The sequence below is a fragment of the Agrococcus sp. Marseille-Q4369 genome (assembly GCF_018308945.1).
In the GTDB taxonomy this organism is placed as follows: domain Bacteria; phylum Actinomycetota; class Actinomycetes; order Actinomycetales; family Microbacteriaceae; genus Agrococcus.
Genome location: NZ_CP070501.1, coordinates 2315980 through 2331058, shown reverse-complemented (window position 1 = coordinate 2331058; position 15079 = coordinate 2315980). Strand labels below are relative to the sequence as shown.

At 72.3% G+C, this 15079-nt stretch carries 11 protein-coding genes and 1 tRNA gene; 7 read left to right on the top strand and 5 right to left on the bottom strand.

The window, feature by feature from the left end; genetic code table 11:
• Positions 1 to 49: 49 nt before the first annotated feature.
• The 6 genes from JSQ78_RS11765 to JSQ78_RS11740 all read left to right on the top strand — a co-directional run bounded on the left by JSQ78_RS11765 (position 50) and on the right by JSQ78_RS11740 (position 7108).
• Positions 50 to 3985 carry a cell wall-binding repeat-containing protein gene (locus JSQ78_RS11765; RefSeq protein WP_211447791.1) on the top strand — a complete coding sequence of 1312 codons (3936 nt, stop codon included), beginning with the start codon at positions 50 to 52 and terminating at the stop codon, positions 3983 to 3985.
• 91 nt (positions 3986 to 4076) lie between these two features.
• Positions 4077 to 4161 (top strand) — tRNA-Ser (locus tag JSQ78_RS11760).
• 152 nt (positions 4162 to 4313) lie between these two features.
• Positions 4314 to 4673, top strand: a complete 360-nt coding sequence (locus JSQ78_RS11755) for a response regulator transcription factor (protein WP_021009813.1) — start codon at positions 4314 to 4316, stop codon at positions 4671 to 4673.
• Positions 4670 to 5509 (top strand): HEAT repeat domain-containing protein, encoded by an 840-nt coding sequence (locus tag JSQ78_RS11750; protein WP_211447790.1) that lies wholly within the window; start codon positions 4670 to 4672, stop codon positions 5507 to 5509. Before JSQ78_RS11755 ends, JSQ78_RS11750 begins: the two co-directional genes overlap by 4 nt.
• On the top strand, positions 5451 to 5636 hold the full coding sequence (locus JSQ78_RS11745) for a hypothetical protein (RefSeq protein WP_211447788.1): 186 nt from the start codon (positions 5451 to 5453) through the stop codon (positions 5634 to 5636). The genes JSQ78_RS11750 and JSQ78_RS11745 overlap by 59 nt, the downstream gene beginning before the upstream one ends.
• Entirely contained in the window at positions 5633 to 7108 is a 1476-nt protein-coding gene (locus JSQ78_RS11740) for a glycosyltransferase family 2 protein (protein WP_211447786.1), read from the top strand. Before JSQ78_RS11745 ends, JSQ78_RS11740 begins: the two co-directional genes overlap by 4 nt.
• Here the strand turns inward: JSQ78_RS11740 and JSQ78_RS11735 are convergent.
• The 5 genes from JSQ78_RS11735 to JSQ78_RS11715 form a co-directional block, all read right to left on the bottom strand.
• Positions 7073 to 8713, bottom strand: a complete 1641-nt coding sequence (locus JSQ78_RS11735) for a sensor histidine kinase (protein ID WP_211447784.1) — start codon at positions 8711 to 8713, stop codon at positions 7073 to 7075. The genes JSQ78_RS11740 and JSQ78_RS11735 overlap by 36 nt on opposite strands.
• Entirely contained in the window at positions 8710 to 10416 is a 1707-nt protein-coding gene (locus tag JSQ78_RS11730) for a helicase HerA-like domain-containing protein (RefSeq protein ID WP_211447782.1), read from the bottom strand. Before JSQ78_RS11730 ends, JSQ78_RS11735 begins: the two co-directional genes overlap by 4 nt.
• A gap of 55 nt (positions 10417 to 10471) precedes the next feature.
• A complete protein-coding gene (locus tag JSQ78_RS11725; RefSeq protein WP_249295673.1) occupies positions 10472 to 11692 on the bottom strand; it encodes a multidrug effflux MFS transporter in 1221 nt (406 codons plus the stop codon).
• A complete protein-coding gene (locus tag JSQ78_RS11720; protein ID WP_211447780.1) occupies positions 11689 to 12906 on the bottom strand; it encodes an amidohydrolase in 1218 nt (405 codons plus the stop codon). Before JSQ78_RS11720 ends, JSQ78_RS11725 begins: the two co-directional genes overlap by 4 nt.
• A 175-nt stretch (positions 12907 to 13081) precedes the next feature.
• A complete protein-coding gene (locus JSQ78_RS11715) occupies positions 13082 to 13525 on the bottom strand; it encodes an SRPBCC family protein (RefSeq protein ID WP_211447778.1) in 444 nt (147 codons plus the stop codon).
• 84 nt (positions 13526 to 13609) lie between these two features.
• On the opposite strand from JSQ78_RS11715, the gene JSQ78_RS11710 reads away from it, so the two are divergent.
• Positions 13610 to 14977: an MFS transporter gene (locus JSQ78_RS11710; protein ID WP_249295671.1), complete on the top strand. Its 1368-nt coding sequence runs from the start codon at positions 13610 to 13612 to the stop codon at positions 14975 to 14977.
• Positions 14978 to 15079: the final 102 nt, after the last annotated feature.

The following is a 15079-nucleotide window of genomic DNA, read 5'->3' as shown; positions in this document are numbered from 1 at the left end:
GCATCCGTCCCCAATGTCGGGGGCTTCGTCCTGAACGAAGGATCACTCTGTGAGCACACCCAACTCGAAGCGTGTGCGCCTTCGTCGCGGCATCGCACTCACCACCGCCCTCGCGCTCAGCGCGGGGGCGTCGGTGCTTGGTGCAGCCGCGGCGGGTGCCGCGCCTCAACCACCATCGATCGACACGAGCGGCTTCGAGAGCGGCCGCTACATCGTCGTCCTGAAGGACGATTCGATGGCCACGTACCGCGGCGGTCTGCAGGGCCTCGCGCGCACGGCGCCCGTCGGCACCCGGAGCATCGACGTCGATTCCCCGGCCGCCAACGCGTACGCCGCGCACCTCGAGTCGACGCAGTCGCAGGTCGCGACCTCGATCGGCGCCGAGATCGACGCGAGCCTGACGGTGACGATGAACGGCTTCATCGCTGACCTCAGCACCGAGCAGGCGCTCGAGCTCGCGCGCGACGGCCGCGTCTCGCAGATCTTCCCGGACGAGCTGCTGCAGATCACGCAGAGCCCCGCGAACGAGTACCTCGAGCTCGAGAACCTCTGGAACGAGGTCGGCGGCCAGGAGGAGGCGGGCGCCGGTGTCGTCGTCGGCATCCTCGACACGGGCATCGCGCCCGAGAACCCGCTCTTCGCGGGCGACGCGCTCGGCACCACGCCCGGCGCCGAGCCCTATCTCGACGGCGACACCATCGTCTTCGAGAAGGGCGACGGCACGACGTTCACCGGCTTCTGCGAGGAGGGCGAGCAGTTCTCGGCTGACGACTGCTCGACGAAGATCATCTCCGCGCGCTACTACGTCGACGGCTTCGGCCAGGCCGACCTCGGCGACGCATCGGTCGGCGAGTACGTCTCGCCGCGCGACGGCGACGGCCACGGCTCGCACACCGCCTCGACGGCGGCCGGCAACGCCGACGTGCCGATCAGCTCGGCCGGCGGCGCCGACCTCGGCACGATGAGCGGTGTCGCGCCCGAGGCGCGCATCGCCGCGTACAAGGTCTGCTGGACTGGACCCGACCCCTCGGTGACCACCGACGACGGCTGCGCGACGAGCGACTCGATCCAGGCGATCGAGCAGGCGACGATCGACGGCGTCGACGTCATCAACTACTCGATCGGCGGCGGCGCTGCCACGTCGGTGGCGACGCCGACGGACATCGCGTTCCTCGGGGCTGCCGCGGCCGGCGTCTTCGTCTCGGCCTCCGCGGGCAACGCCGGCCCCGGCGCATCGACGCTCGACCACGCCTCGCCCTGGTACACCACGGTGGCGGCCACGACCGTCCCGAACTACGAGGCGACCATCATCCTGCCCGGCGACGAGCGCATCCCCGGTGCCTCGATCACCGTGCCGATGGGTGACGGCGCCGACCCGGTGACGGGCGAGTTCATCTACGCGGGCGACATCCCCGCCGCAGGCCAGCAGGCCGCGCGTGCGGCGCTCTGCCTCCCCGGCACGCTCGACGCCGAGCGCGCCGCGGGCATGATCGTGCTCTGCGACCGCGGCGAGAACGCGCGCGCCGAGAAGTCGCAGGTCGTCGCGGACGCCGGTGGCATCGCGAGCGTGCTCGTGAACGTGACGCCGGGCTCGATCGACCTCGACGATCACGCGGTGCCGACGGTGCACGCTGACGCGCAGTACCGCGACGAGCTGCTCGCTGCAGCGCGCACGCCCGGCACGGTCATCACGCTCGAGGACGGCAACAGCTCGGGCATCGAGACGCCCGCTCCTGTCGTCGCCGGATTCTCGTCGCGCGGCCCTGCCCTCGCCGACGGCGGTGACGTCCTGAAGCCGGACATCGCTGCCCCGGGCGTCGGCATCATCGCCGCGACCGCGAACCCGGAGGACGGCGAGCCGACCTTCTCGTTCCTCTCCGGCACGTCGATGGCCGCTCCGCACGTCGCCGGCCTCGCGGCGATCTACCTCGGCGCGAAGCCGCTGGCGACGCCCGCCGAGGTCAAGTCGGCGCTCATGACGACGGCGACCGACGTGGTCACCGCCGACGGCGCCGTCTCGACCGACCCGTGGGCGCAGGGCGCCGGCTTCGTGAACACGCAGTCGATGCTCGACCCGGGCCTCATCTACCAGAACGGCACCACCGACTGGTTCGGGTACCTGCGTGGCCTCGGCTACGTGCTCCCCGACGAGTGGGTGGGCAGCCCGATCGACCCGAGCGACGTGAACATCGCGTCGATCGCGATCGGCGCCCTCGCCGGCTCGCAGACGGTGACCCGCACGGTCACCGCGCTCGAGCCCGGCGAGTACACGGCATCGGTCTCCGGTGTCCCGGGCGTCGACGTGACGGTCTCGCCGGACACGCTGTCGTTCGCCGAGGCAGGCGACACCGCGACGTTCGAGGTGACGTTCGACGTCACCACGGCGCCGCTGTCGACCTGGTCGTCGGGCTTCCTCACCTGGAACAGCTCAGAGCACGCCGTCCGCTCGCCGCTCGCGGTGCAGCCGGTCGCAGTCGCCGCTCCGGAGTGGGTCGAGGGCACCGGCACGGTCGGCGAGACGCCCATCACGGTCGTCTCGGGCATCGACGGGTCGATCCCGCTCGCGGCGAACGGCCTCGCGCCGTTCTCGCAGCTGGCGTCCGACACCTACGAGCAGGGCGACGGGGAGTTCTACCCCTTCTCGATCCCTGCCGGCGAGCTCGTGCACTACTTCTCGCTCGACGTCGCGGATGACACGGCCGACTTCGACCTGTACGTGCTGCGCCTCAACGCAGCCGGGCAGTTCGTCGAGCAGTTCACGGCTGGGACCGGCTCGGCGGACGAGGAGCTCCTCCTCGAGTCGCCGACGCCCGGGGACTACGTGGCACTCGTCGACGCGTACGCGACCGGTGAGCAGGGCGCGACTGCGTTCTCGCTCGACCACGTCGGCGTCAGCGCGGGACAGCAGCAGGGCTCGTTCCGCACGGAGCCGGCGGCGATCGCGGGCGAGCGCGGCGAGTCGGCGACCTACACCGCCAAGTGGAACGGCCTCGCGGTCGACTCCCAGTACCTCGGCGTCGTCGGCTACGGCGGCACCGACGTGCGCACGATCGTCCGCGTGACGACCGGTGATGTGACCATGCCGACGCCCGACCGCCTCGCCGGCGAGGACCGCTTCGAGACGGCTGTCGCCATCTCGCAGCAGGGCTTCCCGGAGGGCGCGGACACGGTCTACGTCGCGAGCGGCGTGCTGTTCCCCGATGGTCTCGCGGCGGCTCCCGCGGCAGCGTCGGACGACGCTCCGCTGCTGCTGACGCGACCGGATGTGCTGCCTGCATCGATCGCCGAGGAGATCGAGCGCCTGTCGCCCGAGCTCGTCGTGATCGTCGGCGGCGAGCCCTCGGTGAGCCCGGCGGTCGCCGCCGAGCTCGAGGGGCTTGCGACCGAGGTCGTCCGCATCGGCGGCGTCGACCGCTTCGAGACGAGCCGTCTCATCGCGCAGTACGCCTTCGAGGGCTCGGAGAGCGCCTTCATCGCCACCGGCCGCAACTTCCCCGACGCACTGTCGGCGGGCGCGGCAGCCGGTTCGATGAACGCTCCGATCCTGCTCGTGGACGGCAAGGCGAACGACGCCGACGCGGGCACGCTCGCTGAGCTCGACCGCCTCGGTGCGGGGAACGTGTACCTCCTCGGAGACCAGGCCTCGATGTCGAACGGCATCGAGCTGGACTTCGACAACGAGGGCCTCGTCGTCCACCGCTTCGCCGGCTCCGACCGCTTCCAGACGGCGGTGCTCGTGAACCAGGCGATCTTCCAGGGCCCCGTGCCCCGGATGTTCATCGCGAGCGGCATGAAGTTCCCGGATGCCCTGAGCGCCTCGGCGCTCGCGGCCGCCGAGGGCTCGCCGCTGTACCTGGCCACGTCGAGCTGCATCAACTCGTCGATCGTGACGGAGAGCCTGCGGCTGGGTCAGCCGCCGGTGACCCTGCTCGGCGACGAGGCGACGCTCTCGGCCGAGGTCGCGGAGTACGCCATCTGCCCGTAGCGGGTGGATGAACGGAGGGGGCGGGGACCGAGGTCCTCGCCCCCTCTCGCGTGTCCGGTAGGATCGCAGGGTTGGCCGCTCGCGGCCTCCTGGAGGATTCGCCTAGTGGCCTATGGCGCACGCTTGGAAAGCGTGTTGGGTGCAAGCCCTCAGGGGTTCGAATCCCCTATCCTCCGCCGATCGATGCCCGCCGGGGCCGCCGTCGTGCATCCTCCTTCGCGCAGCCCGGCCCTGTAGATTGAGGGCTCGGCCAGTACGACTCGTCACGTTGGAGCAGCATGCGCCAGAGCAGTCCTCGCCCACGATCGCGCGGCGTGAGCGCAGCACGATGAGCGGCCGCATCCTCGTCGTCGATGACGACCGCGACATCCGCGACCTCGTCGCGATCAAGCTGGAGTCCGCAGGGCACGACGTCGTCACGAGGGCGGACGGGGCGCAAGCGCTCGAGGCCGGCATGGAGGGCGGCTGGGACGTCATCGTGCTCGACGTCATGATGCCTGGCATGTCGGGCATCGACGTGCTCCGCGCGCTGCGTGACCGCGGCGTCGAGACCCCCGTGATCCTGCTGACCGCGCGCGGGCAGGAGAAGGACATCGAGGCCGGCTTCGCCGCCGGTGCCGACCACTACGTCACGAAGCCCTTCAGCCCGCGGGCCCTGCTCGCGCGGGTCACCGCCGCGCTGGGATGAACGAGCTGCTGCCGCCGGAGCTGCTGCGGATGCTGCTCCTGGCAGCCGCGCTCGCGACGCTCGCGATGCTCGTCACCCTCCTCGTGCAGCGCACGACTCGCCGCGGCCGCGAGCGGCGGCGCGCCGAGCTGGACGCCGTCCACCGTCGGCTCGTGCTCGAGTCCACGATTGCCGAGGACGACGAGCTTCCACGGCTCCTGGCGCGAGTGCGCGCCCTGAGCGGTGCCGAGCGTGCCCACATCAGTCGGACCGTCTTCATGATGCTGCAGGACGTCACGGGCGAGGCCGCCGATCGCTTGCGGCAGGTCGCAGCCGCCTCGGGTCTCGCGCCGATCGCGATGGCGGCCGCGCGCCGCCGGAGCGCGGTGTCCCGTGCCGATGGTGCAGAAGCCCTCGGGCGGCTCGCGCCGGAGGGTGCGCTCGAGCTGCTGCTCGGGCTCTCGGAGGATCGCGACCCGGAGGTGCGCACGGTCGCCGTGCGCGCGCTCGGCGGGTTCGAGGAGCCCGCCGCGGTCGCGCGCGTCGTGCAAGCCCTCGCGTCGGGCAGCGGTGTGCCGTCGACCGTCGCCGCGACGGCCCTGCTGCAGCAGGGGCAGGCCGCGAGCGACCACGTGCGGCTCGCGCTGCGCGACCCGGATGCCGGCATCCGCCGTGGAGCAGCTCGCGTCGCCGGCCTGCTGCAGGTGCCGGGGGCGGGGCGACGAGCTCGTCGCGCTGCTCCAGGACGACCACGAGTCGGTGCGGCTCGCCGCGATGCGCTCGCTCGAGCGCCTGCCGGTGCGCGAGGCGATCGAGCCGCTCGTCGCGATCGCGATCGCGGGTGGCACGACCGGTGAGGCGGCGGCGCGCACGATCGCCGCGATGCCGCTCGCCTGGAGCGCGCCGGCCCTCGAGGCCCTCGACGACGCAGAGCCCGGCGTGCGCCGCGCGGCGGGCCTCCGGCGACGGGAGGCGACGGCATGAGCTGGCTCCACGACGCGCTCGAGGCGATCTTCGCGGTGCTCGCCTGGCCGTCGGCGGTCTACTTCGTCATCGCGAACACCTCGATGCTCGTGCTCATCCTCGTCGCCTCGCGCCACTTCGCGCGCTACCTGCGTCGCAGCGAGCATCGCGGAGAGGACGCGATGGCCGGCTCGCCCGTGAGCCTCGGCGTCACCGTCATCGTCCCGGCCTACAACGAGGGCGCCGTCATCCTCACGAGCGTGCGCTCGATGCTCGACCTGCGCTACCCGGATCACGAGGTGATCGTCGTCAACGACGGCAGCGCCGACGAGACGATGCAGCTGCTCAGGCAGGAGTTCGGCCTCGTGGAGGACGACCGCGACCTGCCGGGGCGGATCCCGGTGCGAGGTCGACTGCGCGGCGTCTGGCGCGCGCCGGAGGGCGCGGTGCCGCTCGTCGTCGTCGACAAGGAGAACTCGGGCCGCTCAGACTCCGTGAACGCCGGTCTCGACCTCGCGAGCAAGGAGCTCGTGGTCATGGTCGACGCCGACTCGATCCTCGAGCCGGATGCGCTCCTGTCGGTGTCGAAGCCGTTCGCCGACGACCCGGACCGCGTCGTCGCCACGGGCGGCGTCGTCCGCATCGTCAACAACTCGCGCGTGCTGGGCGGTCGCATCGTCGAGCTCCGGATGCCGAAGCAGCTCATCACGCGCATCCAGGTGGTCGAGTACTTGCGCGCGTTCCTGCTGGGCCGCACGGCGTGGTCGGACCTGGGCGCGCTCATCCTCATCTCCGGCGCCTTCGGCATGTTCCGCCGCGACGTGCTCGTCGAGCTCGGCGGCCTCGACCCCGACTCGATCGGCGAGGACTTCGAGCTCGTCATGCGCATCCAGCGCTGGATCCGCGACGGCCGTCGCGACGCGCGGGTGCGCTTCGTCGCCGAGCCGGTGAGCTGGACCGAGGCGCCCTCGACGCTCAAGGTGCTCGCGCGCCAGCGCCGCCGCTGGCACCGCGGGCTGTGGGAGGTGCTGTGGAAGTTCCGCGGCATGCTGCTCAACCCGCGCTACGGCCGGGTGGGCATGCTCGCGCTCCCCTACTACTGGCTCTTCGAGCTGCTCGCTCCGCTCATCGAGCTCGTGGGCATCGTCATCGTCGTGCTCGGCCTGCTCGTGGGCGCGGTCGACCCGGGTGCCGCGCTCCTCCTGCTGCTCGTCTCCTACGGCTACGGGACGATCGTCACCCTCGCTGCGGTCGTCGTCGAGGAAGCGAGCTTCCACCGCTACGAGCGCTGGCGGGATCTCGCGGCCGTCCTCTGGGCGGTGCTCGCCGAGAGCCTCGGCTACCGTCAGCTGACCGCGGTCTGGCGCATCCAGGGCTGGTGGGCGGCGCTCACCGGGCGCAAGCAGGTCTGGGGCGAGATGACGCGCACCGGCTTCGCCGGTGCGACGCCGAGCATCTCAAGCGCGCCGGGGCAAGCGGAACGAAGCGACTGAGCCGACGCCCTGCTCGCTCGAGAACGCGATCGAGCCGCCGTGCGCGTGCACGATCATGCGGCAGATCCACAGGCCGAGCCCCGCGCCGGGCAGCTGCGACGCGCGCGCCGAGGCGGAGCGGTAGAAGCGCTCGAAGACCCGCTCCACCTCCTCCGGCCGCACGCCGGGACCGTCGTCGCGCACCGAGAGCACGGCATCCTGCCCGTCGACCTCGACCCGCACCTCGACGTCGCCATCGTCGTGCGTGTACTTGATGCCGTTGGAGATGAGGTTCTCGATGACCTGGCTGAGCCGGCGAGCGTCGCCCTCGACCATCGCACCGACCCCGTCGGCGAGCCGCAACGAGACGCGCTTGCGCCGCGCGCGGTGGTCGAGCAGGGCGACGGCGTCGGTCGCGAGCGCGCGGAGGTCGACCTCGGTCGCCTGCAGCTGCACCTCGCCGCGGCTCATCTCGCCGACCACGAGCAGGTCTTCGACGAGCGCGCGCAATCGGTTCGAGTTGCGCTGCGCGGTCTCGAGCCACTCGCGGAGGTCGTCGGGCAGGTCCTCGTCGAGCGCGATCTCCAGGTAGCCCGCGATCGACGTGAGCGGCGTGCGCAGCTCGTGCGAGACGAGCGCGACGAAGTCGTCGCGGTCCTCGAGCATGCGCATGTAGTTCGTGACGTCGTCGATCGAGGCGATCGAGCCCCGGAACTCGCCGTCGAGCATGATCGGCCGGGACGACATCCGCACGGCGACGGGATCGCTGCCGGGCCGGTCGATCCAGCAGTCGACGTTGTCGAACGCCTCGCCGCGCGCGGCGCGCACGAGCGGGGTGCGCGAGTGACGGATGCGTCGTCGCGTGTCGATCTCGAGGAACCGGGCGCCGTCGAGCATCGTCGTGACGGATCCTCCCGCCATCGCGGGATGGTCGCGCATCGTCGGATTGACGCGCTCGACGCGACCCTCGGGGTCGAGCAGCATGAGCCCGATGCGCGCGGTCTCGAACACCGCGTCGATGAGCGTCGCGTCGGCCGCGGCCTTCCGGGCGACCTCGGTGCGCTCGCGCTCTCGCTCGAGCAGCGTGCGCTGCTGCCGCTCGAGGAGGCGAGCGTAGTAGTGCGCAGACCACGCCGCGGCCATGAGCGAGGCCGGGATGAGCACGGTGCCGACCGCGTTCGCCGTGAGCAGCGTGCCCGTCGCGCCGGCCAGGTGCACCCCGAGGATCGCGGCGATCACCGCGCTCACGGCTGCGACGATCGCGATGCCCCGCCTGCCCGCGACGATGCCGATCCAGAAGGCGGGCAGCACGGCGAGGAGCGCGAGCGTGCGCGGCGCGCTGGCGGCGACGAGCAGCACCGCGATCGCGGCGAGGTCGAGCATCGGCACGACGGATCTCGCTCGTCCGCTCCCGGCGGGCAGCCGCGTCGCGATCAGGGCGATGATGGTCGCGACGGCGAGGATGCCGACGGCCGTCCACGCCCACGGATTCGACCACACCCTCGGATCGGCGATCCCCATGACGAGGAGGACCGTCGCGGCGAGCAGGGCGTAGGGCACCTGCAGCTTGCGGGTCTGCGGGGAGAGCGCGGCGTCGGAGCGCTCTCCCGGCTCCAGCGCGCTCACCGGCGCCGGTTGCCGAAGACGCCGCGCACGATCTCGCGGAGGATGGTCTGGCCGGTGCGCGAGCCGATGAAGTCGGTGACCGGGCTGCCGCTGCGGTCGCTCGAGCGCCCCCGCGAGCGACCGCGCTGCGATGCCGCCTCGCGCTCGAGTCGCGCGGCCTCCGCCTCTGCCTCGGCGAGCTCGCGCGCACGCTGCGCAGCCTCCTCGGCGCTGCGCAGCCGCACCTGGAGGATCTCGCGCGCCGACTCGCGGTCGACGGCGGTGCCGTAGCGCCCGAGGAGGCTCGACGACTCGACCGCCCGCCGCAGCGCGGCTTCCGGACTCGGGTCCATCGATCCCTGCGGGGCGCGCATCCGCGTCCAGGCGACGGGCGTGGGCGCGCCGCGCTCGCCCATGACGGTCACGACGGCCTCGCCGATGCCGAGGCTCGTGAGCACCGCTTCGAGGTCGTAGCCGCTCGTCGGGTAGGTGCGCACCGCGGCGCGCAGTGCCTTCGCGTCGTCCGGCGTGTGCGCGCGCAGCTGATGCTGGATGCGCGAGCCGAGCTGGGCGAGCACATCGGCGGGCAGGTCCTTCGGCGACTGGGTGACGAAGACGATGCCCACGCCCTTCGAGCGGATGAGCCGCACGGTCTGGACGATGGCAGCCAGGAAGTCCTTCGACGCATCCCGGAACAGCAGGTGCGCCTCGTCGAAGAAGAACACGAGCTTCGGCTTGTCGAGATCGCCGACCTCGGGGAGGTCCTCGAAGAGGTCGGCGAGGAGCCACATGAGGAAGGTCGAGAACAGCGCGGGCTGACTCGCGACGTCGGGCAGCTCGAGGAGGCTGATCACTCCGCTGCCGTCGGGGCTCGTGCGCAGCAGGTCCTGCGGGTCGAACTCCGGCTCGCCGAAGAAGACATCGGCGCCCTGCTCGCTGAAGGCGGTGAGCTCCCGCAGGATGACGCCCGCCGTCTGGGTCGAGACGCCGCCGAGCCTCCGCAGCTCCGGCTTGCCGTCGCCGGTGAGCCACAGCAGCAGCTCGCGCAGGTCCTCGAGGTCGAGCAGCGGCAGCTGCTGCTCGTCCGCGTACGCGAAGACGACCGCGAGGCTCGACTCCTGGGTCGCGTTGAGGCCGAGCACCTTCGCGAGCAGCGTCGGTCCGAACGAGAGCACGGTCGCGCGGATCGGCACACCGATCCCCCGCCCGCCGAGCGAGAAGCACTCGACGGGGAACGCACGCGGCTCCCACGCCTGACCGATGCCGGCGGTGCGCGCGAGCAGGGTGCTGTCGGGCTCGCCGGGCGTCGCGACGCCCGAGAGGTCGCCCTTGATGTCGGCGGCGAAGACGGGCACGCCCGCCGAGGAGAGCTGCTCGGCGAGCAGCTGCAGCGTCTTGGTCTTGCCGGTGCCGGTGGCCCCGGCGATGAGTGCGTGCCGATTGAGCATCGCGAGCGGGATGCGCACCCGGGCTTCCGGATCCGGGTCGCCGTTGAGGAGCGCGCCGAGCTCGAGCGCGGGGCCGTCGAACGCGTAGCCCGCGCGCACGGCGTCGACCGCGACCTCATCGAGCGGCGCCGCGGTCGACGCGACGGTCTCCGGACTCGCCGCCGCCGCTGCGCGCTGCCGCTCCGCCTCGAACGCGGCGATGCGCGCCTCCGCCTCGGCTTGCGCCTTCCGCGCCGCCTCGAGTGCCGCCTGCGCCTGCGCCAGCTCGTCGCTCATGGAGCCATCCTTGCACGCAGGCCTCCGCGCTCCCCGCGCTCGGGCGCGAGACGATTCACTCGATCGGAGGCACCTCGCGCGGTCGCACGACGAGCCACAGGGACAGCGTTGCGAGCACGCCGCACGCGAGCATGATCACGCCCATCGGCACGGCGCTCTCGACGCGGAAGAGGCCGACGATCGGGCTCACGAGCCCGGCGATCGACATGTTGAGCGCCCCGAGCAGCGACGCGGCGGTGCCTGCCTCCCGGCTGTGGTTCGCGAGCGCGAGCGTCTGCACGCACGGCATCGAGAGCCCGAACGCGAAGGCGAACAGCGCGAGCGGCGGCACGAGGCCCGGCACTCCCGCCCCTGCGACGTCGAGCACGACGATGAGCGTCGCGCCCACGATGAGCAGAGCGGTCGACACCGCGAGCACCCACTGCGCGCCCCAGCGGTTCGCGGCCACACCCGCCGACTGCGTGCCGCACAGCACGGCGACCGAGCAGATCGCGAAGACGAGCCCGAACTGGCCGGGCGTGAAGCCGTAGACCTCCTGCAGCAGCAGCGACGAGGTCGAGAGGTACGCGAACATGCCGCCGAAGATGCTCGCGCCGATGATCGCGACGCCGACGAACACGCGGTCGGTCAGCACCGCGCGGTACTGCTGCCGCAGCGGCACCCGGGTACCCGGCTGCCGCAGGTGCGCGGGCAGCGTCTCGCGCAGCACGAGCAGCTGCAGGCCGATCACGGCCACCGCGTAGGCGGCGAGCACCCAGAACAGTCCTCGCCACTCCATGACCCCCATGAGCCACGAGCCGATGACGGGGGCCGCGATCGGGGCGATGCCGATGACGAGCGCGAGCCGCGACAGCGCCGTCGTGAGCCGCCGTCCGCCGAAGAGGTCGCGCACCATCGCGATCGCGACCGCCGTGCCGGCGGCGGCGCCGAACCCCTGCACAACACGCAGCGCGAGGAGCGTCGCGATGTCGGGCGCGATCGCGACACCGACGCTCGCGACCGCGTGCACGCTCGTCGCGACGAGCAGCGGCCCCCGCCGGCCGACGCGGTCAGAGAGCGGACCGACGACGAGCTGGCCGAGCGCGAAGCCCAGGGTCGTTGCCGACAGGGTCAGCTGCACCATCGCATCCGTCGTCGCGAAGGTGTCCTTCACGGCCGGGAACGCCGGGAGGTAGAGGTCGATCGTGAAGGGTCCGAGCCCGGCGAGCAGGCCGAGCACGAGCAGCACCCGGAAGCGCCGGCCCCGCGACATCGACTCGCCGGGCGCCCCCGTCACGCGGCGGGCAGCGCCAGCGGCACCTCGTCGCGCGGCGCGACGCGCTCCTCGCCCGTGGCGGCGTCGTGCTCGAAGACGACTCGTCCGTCGATCAGGACGGTGCGGGGGCGGGCCATCGGGTCCATCCAATCGCCACCCCACACCACGAGGTCGGCGCGCTTGCCGACCTCGATCGAGCCGACCTCGTGCGCGACGCCGAGCGTCTTCGCGGGGTTGATCGTGATCGCGCGCAGGGCGGTCTCGCGGTCGAGCCCCTCACGCACGGCGAGGGATGCCTGGTGCACGAGGAAGGAGATGGGGATCACCGGGTGGTCGGTGATGATCGAGAGCTCGACGCCGGCCTTCGCGAGCTTGCCGGGGTTCGCGATCGATCGCTTCCGCAGCTCCATCTTCGACTTCGTCGTGAAGAGCGGGCCGATGAGCACGGGCACGCCGCGCTCGGCGAGCAGGTCGGCGACGACGTGCGCCTCGGTGCCGTGGTCGATGATGAGGTCGTAGCCGAACTCGGCCTGCAGGCGCAGCGCCGTGACGATGTCGTCGGCGCGGTGGGCGTGCTGGCGCCACGGGATCTCGCGGCGGAGCACCTTGCCGAGCGCCTCCATCGTGAGGTCGACCTCGGCGGTCGCGCCGGCGTCGACGTCGTTGTGCTTGCGCTGGTAGTTCTGCGCGGCGACGAAGGCGTCGCGGATGATCTTCGCGGTGCCGAGCCTGGTCGACGGCGTCTGCTTCTTGTCGCCGTACACGCGCTTCGGGTTCTCGCCGAGCGCGCTCTTGAGGCCCGCCGGCTCGCGCAGCACCATGTGGTCGACGATGCGGCCGTGGGTGTGGAGGGTCGTGGCCTGGCCGCCGATGGGGTTGCCGGAGCCCGGGTTGACGTTCACGGTCGTCACACCGCCCGCGAGCGCGAGGTCGAAGCCCTCGTCGAAGGGGTCGATCGCGTCGATCGTGCGCACGCCCGCGGTGTTCGGGTTCGTCATCTCGTTCGTGTCGCTCCCCGTCGGCCCGTCGCCCTCGGGGTGCACGCCGAGGTGCACGTGCGCGTCGACGAGACCGGGCGTCACCTGCGCGCCAGCCGCGTCGATGACGGTCGCTCCCTCGGGCACCGCGACGTCGGTACCGAGCTCGGCGATCCGACCGTCGCGCACGAGCACCGTGCCCTCGAACTCCTGGCCCTCGACGGGCACGACCTGGGCGTTGACGATGGCGAGCAGCATGCGGTTCCTCTTCAGATCGGGATCGTCGCCCAGCCTACGCCTGATTAGCCGAACGAACGACTTGTGCTCATGGCCACCCTCGGAGCGCTGCTCCCGCTCGCCCTCGTCGCGATGCGCGCGAGCCATGCCGTCGCGGCGGCGCGAGCCCGCCGCGAGTCCCGACGCGGCGCGGCGCTCAGTCGTCGACGAGCTCCTCGAGCCGCGTCAAGCAGTCCTGCCATCCCTGCTGGAAGTCGTCGACCTCATCGATCGGCGCTGTCTGCCGCACGACGATCCGCACGCCGCCCTCGACCTCGGCGAAGTCGACCGTCACGAGCTCCTCGCGCGCGCCCTGCTCGTCGCCGGAGAGCCAGATCCACGACTGCGCGATGCGCTCGCCCTCGTCGAGCTGCAGGTAGCGCCCCTGCACACCGAAGCCGCCGTCGCCCGTCTGGATCCGGTACGAGCCGCCCTCCCGGCCGTCGATCTCGTAGCGGGTGTCGTCGAACATCGGCCACCACCAGCGCTCGAGGCCCTCGGCCGTCGTCCACAGCGGCCACAGCGCATCCGTCGTCATCTCGACGAAGCCGATGACCTCCGCGTGCTCGACGTCGTCGGGGATCCGCAGCTGCTCGCTCATGCCGCCACGCTAGCCGCGCCCGCCCGCACCCGCACTATCGTGGTGCCGACCGGCGACCGTGCGCCGCAGACGAGAGCGATCGCCGTGACCCTCCCGACCGCCGAAGGCCTCAGCCGCTCCGAGCGGCTCGACCGGCTGCCCTTCACTCGCGCCCACGGCCGCCTGCTCGGTACGAGCGGCATCGGCTGGGCGCTGGACGCGATGGACGTCGGCCTCATCTCGTTCGTCATCGCGGCGCTCGCGCAGCAGTGGAGCCTCACGGCGACCGAGTCGAGCTGGATCGCCTCGATCGGCTTCGTCGGCATGGCGATCGGCGCGACGGTCGGCGGCCTGCTCGCCGACCGGATCGGCCGCCGCAGCGTCTTCGCGCTCACGCTGCTGGTCTACGGGCTCGCGACGGGCGCCTCGGCGCTCGTCGGCTCGCTCGCGGCCCTGCTCGTGCTGCGCTTCGTCGTCGGGCTCGGCCTCGGCGCCGAGCTGCCGGTCGCCTCGACGCTCATCAGCGAGTTCGCGCCCAAGCGCATCCGCGGTCGCGTCGTCGTCTGGCTCGAGGCGTTCTGGGCGCTCGGCTGGATCGCCGCCGCGGTCATCGGCACCTTCGTCGTCGGCGCCGACGACGACGGCTGGCGCTGGGGGCTCGCGATCGGCATGGCGCCGGCGATCTTCTCGATCGTCGTGCGCTGGGGCATGCCGGAGTCGGTGCGCTTCCTCGAGTCGAAGCGGCGCATCACGGAGGCAGAGCGCACCGTGCGGCGCTTCGAGCAGGCGGCGGGGGTCGCCGCGCCGCTCGACGACGAGACGACGGATGCGTCGGCGCGGCCGTCGGCGCACGCCTCGGTCGCGTCGGCCCCCGTCGCCGACGCCGATCGCGTCTCGATCTGGTCGCCCGCGCTCCGCCGCCGCACCATCGCGCTGTGGGCGGTCTGGTTCTGCATCAACTTCTCGTACTACGGCGCGTTCATCTGGATCCCGTCGCTGCTCGTCGAGGCCGGCTTCCCGCTCGTGCGCTCGTTCGGGTTCACGCTCATCATCACGCTCGCGCAGCTGCCCGGCTACGCGACGGCAGCGTTCCTCATCGAGCGCTGGGGACGACGCCCGACGCTCACGGCCTTCCTCGCCGGCTCGGCGCTCGCCGCCGCGTGGTTCGGCACCGCGTCGACCGAGGGCATGATCATCGCCGCCGGCTGCGCCCTCTCGTTCTGCAACCTCGGCGCATGGGGCGCGCTCTACGCGATCGGGCCCGAGCTCTACCCGACGAACGTGCGAGGCACCGGCACGGGCGCCGCGGCGGGCTTCGGCCGCATCGCCTCGATCATCGCGCCGCTCGCCGTGCCGCCGCTGCTCGGCCTCGGGGGCCCGCTGCTGCTGTTCGCGGTGTTCGCGGCGGCGTTCGCGATCGCGGCGGTCGCCGCGTGGACGCTCCCCGAGCGGCGCGGCGCCGCGCTCGAGTAGCGCGCTGGAGCTGATGCGGAGGCCCTTTCGGGCCTCCTCGCGACGCCAGCGCCGGGGCCCGTCCCGGGCCCCGGTCACCGTCGCACGAGCGCACGCCTCCCC

Excerpts from the sequence above, each read along its gene's own strand:
- JSQ78_RS11755 (WP_021009813.1), top strand. The coding sequence starts at position 4,314 with ATGAGCGGCCGCATCCTCGTCGTCGATGACGACCGCGACATCCGCGAC.
- JSQ78_RS11750 (WP_211447790.1), top strand. The coding sequence starts at position 4,670 with ATGAACGAGCTGCTGCCGCCGGAGCTGCTGCGGATGCTGCTCCTGGCA.
- JSQ78_RS11740 (WP_211447786.1), top strand. The coding sequence starts at position 5,633 with ATGAGCTGGCTCCACGACGCGCTCGAGGCGATCTTCGCGGTGCTCGCC.
- JSQ78_RS11730 (WP_211447782.1), bottom strand. The coding sequence starts at position 10,416 with ATGAGCGACGAGCTGGCGCAGGCGCAGGCGGCACTCGAGGCGGCGCGG.
- JSQ78_RS11720 (WP_211447780.1), bottom strand. The coding sequence starts at position 12,906 with ATGCTGCTCGCCATCGTCAACGCCCAGGTCGTGCCCGTCGAGGGCCAG.
- JSQ78_RS11715 (WP_211447778.1), bottom strand. The coding sequence starts at position 13,525 with ATGAGCGAGCAGCTGCGGATCCCCGACGACGTCGAGCACGCGGAGGTC.